General features: G+C 48.6%; 11 protein-coding genes and 1 riboswitch. Of the genes, 9 read left to right on the forward strand and 2 right to left on the reverse strand.

The window, feature by feature from the left end:
* The first annotated feature begins 147 nt into the window (after positions 1 to 147).
* From FA954_RS10930 to FA954_RS10950, 5 genes are read left to right on the forward strand one after another with little or no spacing between them, the layout of a single operon-like run.
* A complete protein-coding gene (locus tag FA954_RS10930; protein ID WP_052186903.1) occupies positions 148 to 1,572 on the forward strand; it encodes a YheC/YheD family endospore coat-associated protein in 1,425 nt (474 codons plus the stop codon).
* Positions 1,569 to 2,669: a YheC/YheD family endospore coat-associated protein gene (locus FA954_RS10935; protein ID WP_049719767.1), complete on the forward strand. Its 1,101-nt coding sequence runs from the start codon at positions 1,569 to 1,571 to the stop codon at positions 2,667 to 2,669. The genes FA954_RS10930 and FA954_RS10935 overlap by 4 nt, the downstream gene beginning before the upstream one ends.
* Positions 2,670 to 2,679: 10 nt before the next feature.
* Positions 2,680 to 4,047, forward strand: a complete 1,368-nt coding sequence (locus FA954_RS10940; protein ID WP_049719766.1) for a YheC/YheD family endospore coat-associated protein — start codon at positions 2,680 to 2,682, stop codon at positions 4,045 to 4,047.
* Positions 4,048 to 4,067: 20 nt separating this feature from the next.
* Positions 4,068 to 5,387: a YheC/YheD family endospore coat-associated protein gene (locus FA954_RS10945; protein WP_062842866.1), complete on the forward strand. Its 1,320-nt coding sequence runs from the start codon at positions 4,068 to 4,070 to the stop codon at positions 5,385 to 5,387.
* A complete protein-coding gene (locus FA954_RS10950; RefSeq protein WP_049719764.1) occupies positions 5,384 to 5,881 on the forward strand; it encodes a GNAT family N-acetyltransferase in 498 nt (165 codons plus the stop codon). Before FA954_RS10945 ends, FA954_RS10950 begins: the two co-directional genes overlap by 4 nt.
* Positions 5,882 to 5,986: 105 nt before the next feature.
* Here FA954_RS10950 and FA954_RS10955 read toward each other — a convergent pair whose 3' ends face one another.
* The gene (locus FA954_RS10955; protein ID WP_165489706.1) at positions 5,987 to 6,661 is read right to left on the reverse strand and encodes a C40 family peptidase; all 675 of its coding nucleotides are present in this window, start codon (positions 6,659 to 6,661) and stop codon (positions 5,987 to 5,989) included.
* A gap of 210 nt (positions 6,662 to 6,871) precedes the next feature.
* Here FA954_RS10955 and FA954_RS10960 point away from each other — a divergent pair, with 210 nt between their 5' ends.
* Positions 6,872 to 10,543, forward strand: a complete 3,672-nt coding sequence (locus tag FA954_RS10960) for a WIAG-tail domain (RefSeq protein ID WP_138615096.1) — start codon at positions 6,872 to 6,874, stop codon at positions 10,541 to 10,543.
* Between the two features lie 43 nt (positions 10,544 to 10,586).
* Here FA954_RS10960 and FA954_RS10965 read toward each other — a convergent pair whose 3' ends face one another.
* Positions 10,587 to 11,990, reverse strand: coding sequence for a SpoVR family protein (locus FA954_RS10965; protein ID WP_037994410.1), 1,404 nt, complete (start codon positions 11,988 to 11,990; stop codon positions 10,587 to 10,589).
* Between the two features lie 292 nt (positions 11,991 to 12,282).
* A riboswitch (M-box (ykoK) riboswitch) is annotated at positions 12,283 to 12,449 on the forward strand.
* Between the two features lie 91 nt (positions 12,450 to 12,540).
* Between FA954_RS10965 and mgtE the strand changes: the two genes are divergently transcribed.
* The 3 genes from mgtE (at position 12,541) to FA954_RS10980 (ending at position 17,266) form a co-directional block, all read left to right on the forward strand.
* Positions 12,541 to 13,893: a magnesium transporter gene (mgtE, locus tag FA954_RS10970; protein WP_037994408.1), complete on the forward strand. Its 1,353-nt coding sequence runs from the start codon at positions 12,541 to 12,543 to the stop codon at positions 13,891 to 13,893.
* 275 nt (positions 13,894 to 14,168) lie between these two features.
* Positions 14,169 to 15,470, forward strand: a complete 1,302-nt coding sequence (locus tag FA954_RS10975; protein WP_121873940.1) for a M14 family metallopeptidase — start codon at positions 14,169 to 14,171, stop codon at positions 15,468 to 15,470.
* Between the two features lie 242 nt (positions 15,471 to 15,712).
* Positions 15,713 to 17,266: a spore germination protein gene (locus tag FA954_RS10980; protein ID WP_062842860.1), complete on the forward strand. Its 1,554-nt coding sequence runs from the start codon at positions 15,713 to 15,715 to the stop codon at positions 17,264 to 17,266.
* The last annotated feature ends 2 nt before the right edge of the window (positions 17,267 to 17,268 follow it).

Genomic DNA, 17,268 nt, shown 5'->3' on the forward strand with positions numbered 1-17,268 from the left:
GTCCGGCTTCAGTCCCCCTCTTTTTCATCCTAACGATTTTCCCGCTTTTTTTCCATCCCTTCCGCCGAAGCCAAGCCTGTTTTATTCACCATGCGGTTGACGCCCACATACCATACATTAGTATTTTACAGGCGGAAGGGGATTGTCATGGGGCTGGCACAAGTACAAATTCAAATCTTGTCGCAACATCAGCTTCCTCACCACATTGATCTGGTGATGAGTCAGGCTTTGGCCAAAAAATTGGAGATAAAAACCCCGGTTTTCTCAGTCGCATTTGGTTCAGCCATCGCAAAAGGACGAGTCGCTTTCAGTCGCATGAACCATAAACTGATTTGCATCAGCTCTGAGCTTGCCGAGCAATTGAAAATGAACCCTCAGCCATGGATTCGGGCCCATTTTGACGCACATTCTCTCCGCTTGCGATTTGGACCTGTTTTTGGCATTTTGATCAATGCCCATCCACAGGAAAAGCGTGCTCAACCTTTTGGCCTGATGACCAAATTTCTGGATGAATGCATCACTGCCGGTCAGATGAGAGGGATCCGGGTCGCTGTCATCACGCCGGAACACATCGATTTAAACCGGAATGAAACGACCGTCTGGATCAAACAGAAAAACCGGTGGCAATGTACAAAATACCCGCTCCCGGATGTAATTTACAACCGCATCAACTCACGCCGCATCGAGCAACAAGAATCTTTGCAGAAAAAAATGTCCCTGTTAAAAAACCTTTTCCGGATCCCCATCTTTAATGAGAGGTTTTTGGATAAATTACAGGTTTATCAAATCCTGGTCCAAGATGAAGCAATCCGTTCGCGATTGCCGGAAACCTATTCATTCCGCGATCCGAGGGCCTTATCCCTCTTTAAACGATACTCCACCGTTTATCTCAAACCGACCAACGGCAGTCTGGGAAGCGGGATCATCAAGATAACCCATTCCAAAAACAGGTGGATTTATCAACTGTCCACTCCAGGGGGAACGGTTCGCCGAACCTTGAAGAACCATTCCAGCCTGATGAAATTGTTAAAACAAAAAATCAGAAGCCAGCCTTACATCGCCCAACAGGGACTCAGGCTGATGAAATTTGACTACCGGCCGGTAGACTTTCGCATTTTGGCACAAAAAACCAAGGAAGGGGTTTGGAAAATCACTTCTTCCGTTGCGCGGATTGCCAACATTCAACATATTGTATCCAATCTGGCCCGTGGAGGTACAATCCGCAAAGCAAGTGATGTTTTGAAGGAATTGTCCTATCCAAACAAACCGTCCATCCACCAACTTCGGGCCGCCGCACTTGACATCGCCAAAACGTTTGAACGTTTGGCCGACGGTCATTTCGCCGAACTCGGAATCGATCTGGCCATTGATGTGCACGGAAAAATCTGGCTGATTGAAATCAATTCCAAACCATCCAAAACCGATGACACCGTGATTAATCCAAACAGCCATTTTCGCCCGTCCGTGTTGCGGTTGATCGACTACGTGCTATACCTTTCCAAGCAAGGAAAACATCCTCCCGCCCCTTCTCCTTCGACGACTTCCGGGATCATGAGGAGGCAACGGCGATGACCGATCAAAAAAACAGGCTTGGCATAATGGTTTGCTACGGAAACAACCAAAAACACCCTCCGTTTAAAGAGCACACATTCTTTGAACAACTGACACTCGAAGGAAAAAAGCAGGGGCTGGAAGTCTTTATATTCAATCCGGGCCGGATTCATTGGAAAACCAGAACGGTTCCGGCTTGGCATTATCACAATCAGCGTTGGAAACAACAGACGGTTCCGCTGCCGTATTTGATCTATGACCGTTGTTATTATGTCAACGCCCGGCATTATATGAAGTATAAACCCCATGTTCAAAAAATCACCCAAGACCCGCAAATCCGGTTGCTTGGAAGAGCTTTGGGCGGGAAATACCAAACCTATCTCATCTTGAAAGAGCATCCGGAAATCCGGACTTATCTCCCGGAAACCAAGCGGTTGACCCATGCACAAGAGCTGTTCTCTTTCCTCCGGAAACATAACCGTGTTTTGATCAAACCCAATGGCGGCAGTCACGGAAGAGGAGTGGTCGCCATCGAACAAATCCCCCCCTCCTCTTTCTTGCTGAAAGGGCGGACGAAATTCAACCGGCCTTTTTCCGTTCAATTTGAAACCCTGGTCCAACTCAGCCATTGGGTGGAACAAACCATCCGGGACACCCGTTACATCCTTCAACCTCTTTTGTCGCTGAACACACCGGATGGACGCCCGTTTGATGTCAGGATTCTGGTCCAAAAAAACGGACAAAAAAGATGGGAAACAACGGGGCATGCCATCCGGACCGGCCAACCCGATTCCATCACCTCCAATTTGCACGGCGGCGGGCAAGCTTTACCGTTCCAACCTTTTTTAAAGCAGCATTACACCCCGCAAGAAGCAGCCAAAATTTCCTCGACCATCAACTATCTGAGTGAAATCGTGCCCCCTTTTATCGAAAGCCGTCACGGTCCTCTGGTAGAGCTGGGAATCGATATCGGCATCGATGAAAACAAAGATGTCTGGATTATTGAAGTCAACTCAAAACCCGGGCGGTCCGTTTTCTTAAAAACCGGAGAACTGGAAGTGCGGCGGCGTGCCATCCAGTTTCCCATTCAATATGCGAATGCCTTATTGAACAGCTAGGAGGGTCAGTATGAAATCAATCCTTTGCCAAATACGAATTCACTCCAAAACTCCGGCCAAAGCCATTGTGATCAGCCAGGCATTAGGGAATTTATGGGGATGCCAAAGCGGGCAATCCATTAAAATTCAACTTGGAAACAAAACGATGATCACCCGGGTGATCATCGCTCCACTGGCCGGAAACAAGATTTTCCTTTCCCCGGCGGTCGCCAGACAGTTGCTCTTCCCTTACACGGGAACCATCCGGGCCCTGTTTACCGACAAAACGTTGAAATTCGGACCCGTGATCGGCATCCTCACCACCGGTTTCCGCCACCACCCGGAACAACCTTTCGGCAACCGGACCCAGTTATTTCGTAGTTTCATTCAAGCGGGTTTTGACGAAAAACCATTCATCTATGTCTTTACTCCGGAAATGGTGAATTGGCAGAATCAAACCGTCCGGGGATGGTACTTCTTCCAAAATCGTTGGCATCCCTTGCTCTCACCGTTTCCCGATGTCATTTATGAACGGATTCCCAATCGCCGGGCTGAATCCATGGCCCAGGTTCAGTCCTGTTTAAACCGCTTCAAAAAAAACACCGCTTGCAAAATCTTCAACCAAGGCTTTTTCAACAAATGGTCCATCCATCAGATGCTGAACCACCATCCGGCAACATCCACTTTCATGCCCGAAACTTACATGCCCCCCACTCTGGAGATCATGGAAAGAATGCTGAAAGAGCATCGGATGGTCTATTTAAAGCCCAGTGGCGGCAGTTTGGGGCTGGGGATTTTCCGCATCACTTACCACCCGGGAAAAGGTTACTATTGCCGGTTCCACAAAGGGAACAAAAACGTCCTTCACCTGTTCCGGTCTTTAAAAGCGTTAATCAGCCATTATTTTGGCAGCATCCACTCTCCCCGGTTCAAAAAATATCTCGTTCAGCAGGGGATCCGGTTGATCCGGAATAACCACCGACCTGTCGATTTCCGTGTTCACATGCACAAAGACAGCAAAGGGCACTGGAAAGTGGTTGCCATCGGCTCCAAGGCAGCCGGTTTCGGTTGCGTCACAACACATGTCAGGACCGGAGGCTCCATCATCCGGACGGATGAACTGCTTCTTAAAACATTCCATCAGCATGCCTCTGAAGTGAAAAAAATGATCATCCGCTCCGCCATCACCATTGCCGAAACATTGGAAGAACAGATTGACGGAACCCTGGGAGAGTTGGGGCTGGACATCGGGGTAGACCGCAACGGCCGCGTTTGGCTTTTTGAAGTGAATGCCAAACCGGGCAGGCACATCTTCTTGCATCCGAGTTTGCGCGAAGCCGGGCGCATGTCTGCAAAATATATAACCGATTATTGTTTAAATCTGACCAACTTCATTTAACAAAGGGGGAGCGCCATCTTATGAAATTACCCAAAGCCGGCTGGCTGTCCATCGTACCAAACAAAAACACCCTGGAATTTGTTCCGCTCAGACGATATCCAAAAAAACAGTTTCCCGGCATGGTTTCTGCCATTATCGGCCGTCACACGAAAGCGAAAATCAGATTCAACCCCCACGGCAGGCCCAGCCAATCCCATCACACGCCCGCCCGCCTCAGGCATTTGTCCCGGAATCATTATCAAGCCGGTCCTTTTGTCGCCATATTAACCTCAAACAATAAAAAGCCGTTTGGAGGAAATCACCAAAATTTCGCCGACTTGATCCGGACGGGAAGAGAAATGGGCGTCACCGTGTTTGTCCTTACGCCCCAAGGCATCGGCAACCATTCCACCGTCAACGGATATCTGCTGGATCCTCATTCGGTGAAACCGCGGTGGAAAGCGGCCCGGCTGCCCTTCCCGAATGTCGTGTACAATCGCATCCCCAACCGGATGATTGAAAAAACCCCGGAAGTCCGGCAAACCATCCGGCAACTGCAGCAAATGCCGGGCGTTTACCTGTTTAACCCCGGCTTTTTTGACAAATGGACGCTGTACCAACAGCTTGCCGCTTCTCCCGACTTACACCGGCTGTTACCGGAAACCGTCCGGCTTCACCACATGGAACAATTGGAGCGCATGGCCGCCAAACATCCGGTTCTTTATTTTAAACCGGTCGAAGGAAAAGCCGGCATCAAAATGATGCGCCTTGACAAAAAAAAGCAGCACTATGAACTCTCCTACCAGACCACCAGGGAAAAAAAGAAATACCGGGTGCGGACCCTGAAAGAAGTTTGGGATTTGTACAACCGGCTGAAACAAAAAACCGCCTATATTTTGCAACAAGGCATCCCGTTGGCCACCTTTCACGGCCATCCGTTTGACATCCGCATTTTGCTCCAGAAAAACGGCACCGGCCGATGGGGGTTATCAGGGATGGGGGTCCGGGTGGCCGGCGAACGGGCAATTTCCACCCATGTTCCCATGGGAGGGCACATCGAAAAAATCGACACGGTACTTCAATCCGTGTTTGGCAGCGAAACAGATCGTATCAAAGAACGGATCGAACAAGTCGGCATCCGGACCGCCCGGTGGATTGAAAACCAACAAAACGCCCTCCTGGGGGAAATGTCGATGGATCTCGGAATTGAAAAAGACGGAAGCCTTTGGATCTTTGAGGCCAATTCCAAGCCGATGAAATTTGACGAACCCAACATCCGGAGACGGTCTTTGCGCCGTTTGATTGAATACTCATTGTACCTGAGCGGATTTTCACATACATCGGAGGGGACGGCGACATGAAAATTCATGCATTTCCGCCGCAATCGTTGGAGCGGATCCGAAAACCCCTGCTCCGCTTTTTGAGACGATACGGAGACGGGAGAATCACCCATCAGGCGATGCGGTGGTTCCACCGGTTGACGCCTGGAGAATTGAAGGAAGGAACTTATATCGCCGCCGCTTATGACGAAAAAAAAGTGGCGGGAATCATTGTCTTTGGAAACTACGGAATTGAAGAATCTTTCATCGCGGTCCATCCGGATTACCGCCGGAAACGGGTGGGGGAACAACTTTTGAAGCAAGCGATCCAATCCTTGGGGAAAGTATATGCCCGGGTCGCTTCCGACAACATCCCCAGCTTAAAACTGTGTTTTTCATGCGGATTGATGGCTTTTTCGCTATGTAAAGGCCCGACCGGAAAAGACACCCTCTGGCTGGGCGGGGGAAATTTCGATCCGGCGGACGTGTTGAAGAAATCCGAACCGTCTGTCAGAATCCCGGTTCCGGAAAATTAAACAAATGACTGCTCAGAAACAAGATCTGAGCAGTCATTTTCATTTGTTGGAGCGACAACGAATATTTTCAACGGATGTTTTTTCCGAATTTACCGAATCACACGTTTACTGAATCACACGTTGGGCTTTGACAAACCCTTCTTTCAACCAGCGGTCGGACAAATCGTCATACCGGACACCACCCGGTCCCCAGGTATGCAAGATTTTGTTGTTCCCGGCATAAATGCCCACATGGCCGATCCGGCCCGGATTGCTGCTCAGCTCAAAGAACAACAAATCCCCCTTTTGGATTTCACTGAAAGGAACCGTTTGTCCAACCGTTGATTGTTGACGGGAGTTACGCGGCAAATCAATGCCATTTTCTTTAAACACATGTTGAACGAAAGAAGAACAATCAAAGGTTTTGGTTTGTCCTGATTTAGCGCCAAACTGGTAAGGTGTTCCCAAATATTTTTCTCCTGTTGCAATAATCTGGTCTGCTTTGGTCGTAGCTGTTTGTTCTGTATCCGTTTGCCCGTTATCGGACGGTGCTTGTCCAGTTTGGTTTTCAGGAACCGTGGTTTGTCCGGACGGTTCTGAAGCTTCCGGATTTTCAGGCTGTGCATTTGCCGTTTTTCCCTTGAACGCCCAACCAAACTGTTTGAAAATCTGGGAAATCAAGGAATGGTTGGCCGTTTCCAAAGTGGCGGCATGTGTGATGCCTGCCGGAAGTCCTGTAGAAATCACAAGAGATGCTGCGACAGTAATTCCCAATTTAATAAATTTTTTACTGTTTTGCATCAAATCCTCCTCTTCCATTTTTGCCGCTCCCAAAGCTAGGTTCATACTAACATAAATCCACGCTCCTTTAATATGTAATAAATGGTTATTCTTAGGAAACCCGATGAATACTGGCGTTGTGCGATTTTGATTTGACATGTTTCCATTTTTCATTTTGATGCATATACCTAAAAGAGAGTGGAAAATGCCCGATAGAAAGGAGTACGACCTTTGAAGAAGAGAAAGTCTCATTCAGCCAAAAAAAGGGAACGTCCCTCTCCTTACATGGCCGATGAACGAATTTTGGAGGAACTCATTCAATTGGAGCAAGCAGAATTGAAAAAGAAACGGAACAAAACCGGTCTGTTGGAAGACATGGAAAACACCGCGGAAATGTCCGATTTATCCAAACCTTTAAAAACTTCATCCACCCAGACCCGGCAAAGCCATTCGCCGATTTACACCAATGACATCGCCGACGCCGCCGTAACGGAAGAAAAAATCGCCAACCAGTCGATCAGCGGGAAAAAGATCAAACCGGACAGCATTGGCACCGATCACCTTGAACAGGCGGCCGTAACCGAATCCAAATTGAAAAATGAAGCCGTCACATCACAAAAAATTGCCAAAAATGCAGTCCGCTCCTTCCATCTGGATCATGATTCCATTGAAGGAAGCCACATCAAAAAAGATTCCATTCAAGCCAAACACATTAAAGACAATGAAATTCCCGGCAGCAAATTATCAGACGGCAGCATCAATGAAAGCAAACTCAAAGAACGCTCGATCCAAAGCAAACATTTGTCACTGGGCCATATTTTAAATGAGCATTTGGCCGATCAGTCCATCAGCGGCGAAAAATTAAAAAGCGGTTCCATCCGCACCATTCATTTGGAAAACGAAGTCGTGAACCAAGCAAAACTGGCCGATGAATCCGTCTCCGAAAGCAAATTGCAAAACGGCGCTGTCACCAGCGACAAAATCGCATCTCAATCCATCGAATCCCAACACATTCAACCCGGCTCCATTCAAGGTTCCCACATTCAGGAAAAAGCCATCAGCCCCCACCATTTCGGGGAACAATCCATCCCGGGGGAAAAAATCACCCATCAATCCATCACCGGACAACAAATCCGAAATCAATCCATTCACAAAGATCATTTGCAGCCGGGCATCATCACCCATGAACATTTGACCCCGGATTCCGTCAAAGAACAACACATCGCCCCAAACAGTGTCCATGCCGAAGCCATTGCCGAAGGCGCCATTCAGGAAAAACATCTGAACAGGAAAATCATCGGCGAAGAACACCTGCAAGAAAACAGCATCAACAAACGCCACATCCAGGAAGCAAGCATCAATGAGCAACATTTGGCCAATCATTCCATTTCCGGTTCCAAGTTGATCGACCATTCGATTTCCACTTCCAAACTGGCTCCGGAATCGGTATCCACCGACAAAATCAACGACTTTGCCATCACTTCGAACAAACTGGCCAACGGATGCGTCACGTCCGAAAAAATCGGACACCACACCATTTTGCGGGAACATCTGGGAGAACAGATCATCCAGTCCAGACACATTGACCGGGGGCAAATCCAACACAAACATCTGGCGGACGAATCCGTCTACGGGGATAAACTGGCCAATGAAAGCATTCAGGGAAAACACATCGGATCCGCCACCATCAGCGGCCATCACATCGCACCTTTTTCCGTCCAGTCCACCCACATCGTCGACGGAGCCATCACCAAAGAAAAACTGGACCACTCCGTCATCGAAAACCAACATATTGCGGATCAGTCCATTGAGGACCATCACATCAAAAACGGGCAAATTCACACACGGCATTTGAAAGATCAAGCAGTGACCGCAGAAAAAATCGGAGAAGGCGAAATCGATTCCCGCCATCTCCACAGCGAATCCGTCACCTCCCGCCACATCCGGGAAAAACAAATTGGTCCGGAGCACATCAAAGACCAGTCCATTTCCAACGAACTGATCCAAAATGAAGCGATCCATGCCCGCAACCTTGGAGAAAAATCGGTCGAATCCCGACATCTTGACGCTGAAGCCGTATTATCCCGGCATATCGGGGAAAAGCAGATCCAAAGCCACCATCTGCAAGACCAATCCATCGGCGAAAATCACATTGAGGACGGGGCAATCAACGCAAAACATCTGAAACACGGCGAAATTCACACGGACCATTTAAAAGACCATGCCATCGTCAGCGAAAAAATCGCCAATCACCAGATCAAATCCCGTCATATTCAAGATAAAGCCGTCAACGCCGAGCATATTCAGGATAAGCAAATCAGCGCCCGGCACATTCAGGAACAATCCATTTCCGGGGAGCTGCTCTGTGATGAAACGGTTTCTTCCCGGCATTTGACATCCGACTCCATATCGTCCCGGCATCTGTCCGCCGCATCCGTTTTGTCTCACCACATCGGGGAACAACAGATCCAAAGCGGACACCTGGATGAAAACTCGATTTGCGAACATCATCTGAACGAGGAAGCTGTCGGGTCATTGCACATCTCAGCCGGTGCCGTTTTGTCACGTCATATCAGAAAAGAACAGATCCAAGGCCACCATATTGAAGATACAGCCGTCTCCGGCCGGCACATCCAAGAAGAGGCCATTCAATCCGGGCACATTCAGGAAAAGCAAATCGAGTCGAAGCATATCGCGGAACAATCCGTGGCATCCGGACACATCCAGGATGAAGCCATCGCGGTCCGCCATCTGGCCCAAAATGCAATCTTGTCCCCGCACATTTCAGCCGGTGCCGTTTTGTCCCGGCACATTGAAAAAGAGCAAATCCAAGGCCACCATATTAAAGATACGGCCGTCTCCGGCCGGCACATCGAAGAAGAAGCCATCACCAAAGCCCATCTTCAAGATGACGCGGTCGATGCCGGCAAACTGGCTTCGCATTCCATCTTGCCGCGCCATATCGCAGATGATTCCGTGCGCTCCTGGCACATTGCCCAACGGCAAATCCAGGAAATGCACATTGAGCAAGGAGCCATTTCAACCGATCTGCTTCAAGATCAAGCCGTTCATTCCGACAAGTTGGCATCCCAGTCCATCTTCCCCCGCCATATCAACGATGATGCGATTTTGTCCTGCCACATCGCCAAAAAACAAATCCAGGGAACACACATCGAATCCGGCGCCATTTCTGCGGAACATCTGACGGACCAAGCAGTCACCACCGAAAAAATCGCTGATCAAAGCATCGGCTTGGAGAAATTGAATTTCCGTCCGCTCCTTGCGGATGAACAACCTGCCACGGTTTCAGGCATTGCCCGCTTCCAACTGGAAGAAAATATGTCCGGACGGACGTTTCAAATCCCGTTGGCCACTCCGATTAAATCGCCCTATGCCGTCGTGGCCATCACCAATCATCCGGAATGCCTGGTGACACTGAAAGAAAATCACGCCGACCACTTTGTCATCCAAATCGACCGCACTCATGAATCCACGACCTCCATCGAAGGATTGCTCCACTGGTTCGCCCGACAAACCCCGGTGGATGACATTCCTGCCGCCATCCCGGTTCCGGACACAGACAATGTCGCAAACGAAGAGAAAAAACCGGAAAACGCCAATTCCGACCATCATCCAAAAACGGTGAAACTGGAAGAAGAAGATGAACAAAACCACAACCCATTAACGGATGACCCGGTCCAACCCTTTCTCCCGTTAACCATTTCCTCTGCAACGGACATCGCGGAAACCGAAACAACCGGGGAAGAAAAACAGCTGGAAGAAGAAGAAACGGAAACGCCGGATAAAGAGGAAATGGAAACCCGGGGTAAAGAGGAGCCGGAAACCGGATCGGAAGCCGGAACAGAAGATGCTCAACAGGAGGAGCCGCGTTCCGGTGAATAAACAAAAATGTCCGCTTCAACCCCGAATTGAAGCGGACATTTTTTCACAAATAGCGCCGTGTGCATTTTTTCCCGTTATAACAAAAAACCACTTTTCTCTCTTCAATCACTGTCTCCAAATAGACCGGGCGGCCCCATAATGCATAAACATGCGGCAACGTTTTTTCCAGATATTTCGTATCCAACTCAACGCCTTCATACCGGTGGAGCAAATACAACCCTCCGTTTTCCGCATAATCCCCGTCTTTCACCACAATGAACGGATGTCCCCCGTTGATCCGGCTCATCACCAGCTCATCCCGGACCGACTCCCAGTTTTTGTCCGTGATTTTCCACTCGTCGCCTTTGCGTTGGAATACATACAAATCCAGTTTTTCCACCAACTCTTCGGTCAGGTAATTCCGCAAAAAGGAAATATCGGAATCCAACTCACGGACTTCAAAGATTTTTTTCCGCCCTTGCCCGGGCTTCATCCCCAACTCCCTCTGCTCTTTTTCGGTTGGATGATCCCACCGGCGTTCAATGTCTTCAAACATCTTCAATCCCAGGTAATACGGATTGATGGATGTTTTGGAAGGTTGCAAGACAGAGGCATTCAAACCGGCAAATTCAATCGCCTCTTCTTCATTCAAATCCAACTCGCGCATGATGCGGATGTGCCAGTAGGAGGCCCAACCTTCATTCATGATTTTGGTTTCCAGCTGCGGCCAGAAATACAACATCTCATTGCGCAAAATGGTCAAAATGTCCTGATGCCAATCTTCCAGCACCCGGCTGTGTTTCATCAAAAACAGAACCAAATCTTTTTCCGGCTGTTCAGGGAATTGTTTCTTTTTTGGAGAAGGCTTCGGGTGTTTTTCCGGTTGATCCAATTCCCACAAGTCATCATAAGGAGTGGAAGGTTTGGAAGGGGTTGACGGATTCGCTTTCTTCCGGTTGGCTTTTAAATCCAACAGGCTCGGATTGATGTGCTCTTGAATGGCGAGGGCATGATCCAAAAATTCCTCCACCACTTCTTTCCCGTACTTCATTTCATATTGGCGGATCCGCTCCGCGCTGGCGGCCATTGTCTCCACCATGTCTCTGGAAGTTGCCGAAAAACGGACGTTGTTCTTAAAAAAGTCGCAATGCGCCAGGACATGAGCCACGATCATTTTGTTTTGCGTCAAGCTGTTTCCCTTGAGCAAAAAAGCATAGCAAGGATTAGAGTTAATGACCAATTCATAAATTTTGCTTAAATTTAAATCGTATTGCAGTTTCATTTTGTGAAAAGCTTTGCCGAAGCTCCAATGCGAAAACCGCGTCGGCATGCCATAGGCACCAAAAGTATATATAATGTCTGCCGGACAAATTTCGTATCTCATCGGATAAAAATCAAGCCCGAAACCCTTGGCTATCTCTGTGATTTCGGCAATCGCCCGTTCCAACGCCTTGTGGTCCACACTCATCTCGCATCTCCTTCCCGAAAAGGAATTCCTTTCTATATCTGATTCAGACCCACATAGAACTGGAACGACTGCTTTCATGGAAGAACGAAATTTATATTAATATATAAGTATATTTTACTAAATTTTCCGTAAAAATTCAATCTTTCCGGTTGCAGGATGGCACCCTCCCCGCCCTTGTTTAATAAAATATAATGACAATATGTCCTTTAAGAAATTTCAACACAAGATCAATTGACAACCCTTTCTGCCAAGCGTTATACTTGACAACGTTCAAAACCTTATATTGTCATGGTTTTATCTCTGTTAGGTGAGGTTCCTGTTCGGAGATACGCTACTGCCCAAAAATGTCGAGAGACGCCAATGGGTCAGCAGAAAAGATCGGAACGAAGGTCTTTTCTAATGTAGCTGGTTGTTACAACCTATGCCGTGCAGTGCCAAAGCTCGATGAGGGAGATAAAGGCCGGCTCATGCTTCAATGGGCTTGTTTTGCTCTGTCTCCCGCTCTCATCGTCAGTGGGAGTTTTTTATTTTATAAAAGGGGGGAAACGAGATGAGTCAAGCAGCTTTCGTCAAGGAAGAGTTGCAAAACCTGTTCTGCTCCGAAAAAAAAGAAACGCGCTTGTTGGAGCTTTTGCGCCAAATGCAACCATACGATTTGGCCGAGATTTTCCGAGATTTGGATGTGGATCTCCAACGGGAACTCATCACCCATTTATCTTTGGCTCATGCCGCGGAAGTTTTGGAATATCTCGAGCCGGAAAGAACCTATGAGTTGCTGAGCCGCATGGACGAAACGGTCACCTCGTTATTGATCAAGCAAATGTCCAGTGACATGGTGGTGGACCTCCTGCTCGCCATCCACCCGCTGCAAGCCGAAAAGTTGCAACGGCTGCTCCCGGCGGATTACCGGAAAAAGATCAAACAGCTGATGACTTATCCGGAGGATACGGCCGGCGGCTTGATGACAGTGGATTATGTATCGGCCCGGGCCTATTGGACGGGGGAACAAACCATCCGGCACATCCGGAAAGTGGGTTATGAAGCGGAGATTGTCTCCTACATCTATGTCACCGACCAACGTGGCAAACTTTTTGGCGTGGCTTCACTCAAAGAAATCATTTTGGCCGATCCGAAAACCCCGCTTTCCGACATCGCCAAAACCGATATCATTTCCGTTCCGGCCGAAACCGGACAGGAAGAGGTCGCATCGGTTTTGTCCCGTTACGGTTTTTATGCCGTACCCGTCGTGGACCGGCAACACCGGTTGATCGGAATCGTCACCTACGATGATGTGGTCGAGGTCATTCAGGAAGAAGCAACTGAAGACATCCAAAAAATCGGAGGAAGCCAACCGTTGACCGAACCTTACTTCAAAACCTCCATCTGGAGTTTATACCGGAAACGGATTGTCTGGCTCTTCATTTTGTTTGTCGGAGGTGCTTATACCGCAACAGTTTTGGAAAGTTACCAGAGCACGCTGGATCAAGTGGTTGCCCTATCCTTTTTTATCCCTTTGTTAATCGGGACAGGCGGAAACACCGGTTCGCAAATTGTCACCACACTGATCCGGGCCCTCGGTGTCGGGGAAGTCAAGTTTCAAGATTTGTTCCGTGTCATCAAAAAAGAACTCCTCACCGGAATGTTTCTCGGCATGTCGCTGGGACTGATCGGCTTTATCCGGGCCTGGATCATGGGCGTCACCTTTGACGTGGCTTATGTGGTCGCGTTGGCTGCGATGTTTATTGTCATCTGGTCGTCCGTGGTTTCCGCAGCATTGCCGCTGATCCTGAGCCGGCTGAAAGCAGACCCGGCGGTCGTTTCCGGACCATTGATCAGCACCTTGGTGGATGGAACCGGATTGATCATTTACATGACGATTGCCAAAATGATATTGGAACTTTAAAATCTGATGAATCGAGGTTGATGAAACTTTGAGTACCGATCAAAGTTCTGATCAGGAGATGAAGGCAGGTGCCTTTGGTTAATCCTCTGTGAAACAACAACAGGACCAAACCAAAAGCACCTGCCTTTTAGTATGCAAGAAAAAAGAATTTCAGAAGGTTTTGATATTTTTACATAGAATTATTCATATGGATAAAGATTGCCTTCTTTTATCAATTGAATAGTTTCAATCTTTATCCAATTCATTATATTTTTGAAAGGAGTGCCTTTGTTCCCATGCTTTCCCGTAAAAAACGGTGGTTTTCCCTGACTGTCTCCCTGATGCTTTTGGCGGCCTTTCCGATGACCGGCTTTGTCAACAGCGCAACAGAATCCTTGGATGAAAACCGTTTTTCCACCACCGGATTCTACCACATCCCTGAAGTCAAAAGCAAAGAACAACGAACCGAAATTGCCCGGACCGGTGCATCCATCGAAGAGGTCGGAGCGGATTATGTGAGAGTGCTTGCAACCGACACGGAACTGAAAAGCCTGAAAGAAAAAGGCTTTCAACCCAAAGCCGAGCCGGTGTTGGGAACCCTCGATTTCCCCGATGCCGACTCCCGCTACCACAACTATGACGAAATGGTTAAAGAGATTGATCAAGCCGTTTCCGATCACGGCGACATCGTCCGCAAATTCAGCATTGGAAAATCATATGAAAACCGTGACCTGTGGGCGGTGAAGATCAGCGACAACGTTCAAGAGGATGAAGACGAGCCGGAAGTTCTCTACGCCTCCCTGCATCATGCCCGCGAACATTTAACCGTTGAAATGGCTCTTTATCTGCTCCACCTGTACACCGACAATTATGCCACCGATCCGAGAATCAAAGAGATTGTCGATTCCCGGGAAATCTACATCCTCTTTAATATGAACCCCGACGGGGGAGAGTACGACATCTCCACCGGCAAATACCAATACTGGCGCAAAAATCGCCAGCCCAACAGCGGATCTTCCTCCATCGGCACCGACTTGAACCGGAACTACGGTTACCAGTGGGGTTGTTGCGGAGGTTCCAGCAGCAATCCGTCCAGTGAAACCTATCGCGGACAAGCTCCTTTTTCCGCACCGGAAACTGCTGCTCTCCGCGATTTCGTCAACAGCCGGGTGATCAACGGGGAACAGCAAATCAAAACGGCCATCAGTTTTCACACCTACAGCGAATTGATCTTGTGGCCCTACGGATACACCTACGAAAACACCCCGGATGACATGAGCGCTGATGATTATCAGGTATTTAAAACCATGGGGGAAACCATGGCTGAAACCAACGGTTACACCCCCCAACAATCCAGCGACTTGTACATCACGGATGGAGACATGACCGACTGGGCATACGGCGAACATAACATCTTCGCCTTCACGTTTGAAATGTATCCGAAAGGAACCTCCGGCGGAGGCTTTTATCCACCGGATGAAGTCATTGAACGCGAAACGGAACGGAACCGGGAAGCGGCTCTTTATCTGGCGGAACAAGCCGATTGTCCCTATCGGGTCATCGGAAAAGAGGCACAATATTGCCAAGCTAAGGATTAACAATATAAGATTTAAGATCCTTTCTCACAAAATCTGTGACGGCCCATGTCCGGCCGTCTTTTTTTGCGCATGAAAAACAAAACATTGAAACACACTAACCATGAAGGTGATACCATGTGGGAATTTATCGTGGAGCATATTCCGGATAAGAAAATATTCATTTTTGCCATATTGATTCTCGTGATTCCTTGTGCCGTGACCCGCCTCTTTCAATGGATTCGTTCATGAAAGGATGACTGACGTTGATCAAGCGCCATTTCTACCGGAAACGGAAAAAAGACATACATGAAAACAAACAATCAGCCGATACGGATCGTTTGAAAAACAACCTTGAAACCAATGTGAATTATTTCAACAAACTGACAGAACAACATCCGGACTTGACCATCCGTTCCTTTCGAATCGGCGGGACCAACATCCAGGCGGCCTGTTTGTTTATGAAAGAAATGGTGGATGAGAAAACCATCAACGAACAAATTCTCGACCGTTTGATGCACAACTGGGATGAATTCACCACCGGGGAAACCGAATTCATCCAGTCGGATGAAATCATCAACTTGATCAAAAACCACGTTTTAAGTTTCTATAAGATCAAATCAATTCAAAGCTATTCGGATATTTTCATCCATTTGATCCGGGGATCCACGGCCGTGTTGGTGGACGGATGCGACCAAGCAATTGTAATGGCCACTAGCAAGAAGTTGACAACCAGCTTGGGACCCTCCGAAACCGAAGCAATTGTCCGGGGACCCCAAATCGGTTTCACCAACTCGCTGGAAGTCAATTTGGCGCTGCTCCGGCAAAGTTTGGCCACGCCGAATCTTACTTATAAGTCCTATGTTCTCGGAAGGCGGACACAGCGCAAAGCGTCAGTCGTCTACATCCAGGACCTCGCAGACCCGGAATTGGTCAAAACGGTGGATCAACGCATAAAAGAGATCGACATCGATGAAGTATTGGACACCAGTTATATTGAGCATTTGATCGAAGACAACACCTTTTCTCCATTTCCGCAAGTGCAAGACACCGAACGTCCGGACCGGGTGGCGGGGGCGCTGACAGAAGGACGGGTGGCGATACTTCTGGACGGGACCTCCTTTGCCCTGATTGTACCTGTCACGTTTTGGATGTTTTTGCAATCGCCGGAAGACTACTACACCCGTTGGATTCCGGGGATCCTGCTACGTTACTTGCGGTACATGTCTGCTTTTCTGTCGATTTCCCTGCCGGCTTTCTATATCGCCTTTACCTCCTTCCATCAAGGGCTGATCCCGACAAGGCTGGCGATGAGCATTGCCGCCACCCGGGAAGGTGTGCCTTTCCCGTCGGTTTTGGAGGCGTTGTTTATGGAAGTGGCAGTTGAAGTGTTGCGGGAAGCCGGGCTCCGTCTTCCCAAATCGGTCGGCCAGACCGTGGGTATTGTCGGCGGGTTGGTGATCGGGGAATCCGCTGCGCAAGCTGGCATTGTCAGTCCCATCTTGTTGGTGGTGGTTGCGGTGACAGCGATCTCATCCTTTGCCATCCCCCAATATAACGCCGGGATCGCTCTCCGGTATTTGCGCTTTGTGCTCATGTTATTTGCCGCCTTTTTCGGTTTGTACGGGATCATCATCTTTTTCTTGTTAACAATGACTCATCTCGTCCGCTTGGAAAGCTTCGGATTCCCTTACTTGGCACCGATTGCCCCCATACGAACCCAAGATTGGAAAGACATTTTGTTCCGGTCGCCGCTGAGTCGCACAAACCGCCGTCCGGTCACCTTAAAACCCCAAGACCCGGTCCGGCAAAAACAATGAAG

Source organism: Thermoactinomyces vulgaris (assembly GCF_005886755.1).
GTDB classification, from domain to species: domain Bacteria; phylum Bacillota; class Bacilli; order Thermoactinomycetales; family Thermoactinomycetaceae; genus Thermoactinomyces; species Thermoactinomyces vulgaris.

Bases quoted from the DNA above. Each gene is read 5' to 3' on its own strand.
- FA954_RS10930 (WP_052186903.1), top strand. From the start codon at position 148: ATGGGGCTGGCACAAGTACAAATTCAAATCTTGTCGCAACATCAGCTT.
- FA954_RS10935 (WP_049719767.1), top strand. From the start codon at position 1,569: ATGACCGATCAAAAAAACAGGCTTGGCATAATGGTTTGCTACGGAAAC.
- FA954_RS10940 (WP_049719766.1), top strand. From the start codon at position 2,680: ATGAAATCAATCCTTTGCCAAATACGAATTCACTCCAAAACTCCGGCC.
- FA954_RS10945 (WP_062842866.1), top strand. From the start codon at position 4,068: ATGAAATTACCCAAAGCCGGCTGGCTGTCCATCGTACCAAACAAAAAC.
- FA954_RS10950 (WP_049719764.1), top strand. From the start codon at position 5,384: ATGAAAATTCATGCATTTCCGCCGCAATCGTTGGAGCGGATCCGAAAA.
- FA954_RS10955 (WP_165489706.1), bottom strand. From the start codon at position 6,661: ATGCAAAACAGTAAAAAATTTATTAAATTGGGAATTACTGTCGCAGCA.
- FA954_RS10965 (WP_037994410.1), bottom strand. From the start codon at position 11,990: ATGAGTGTGGACCACAAGGCGTTGGAACGGGCGATTGCCGAAATCACA.
- mgtE (WP_037994408.1), top strand. From the start codon at position 12,541: ATGAGTCAAGCAGCTTTCGTCAAGGAAGAGTTGCAAAACCTGTTCTGC.
- FA954_RS10975 (WP_121873940.1), top strand. From the start codon at position 14,169: ATGCTTTCCCGTAAAAAACGGTGGTTTTCCCTGACTGTCTCCCTGATG.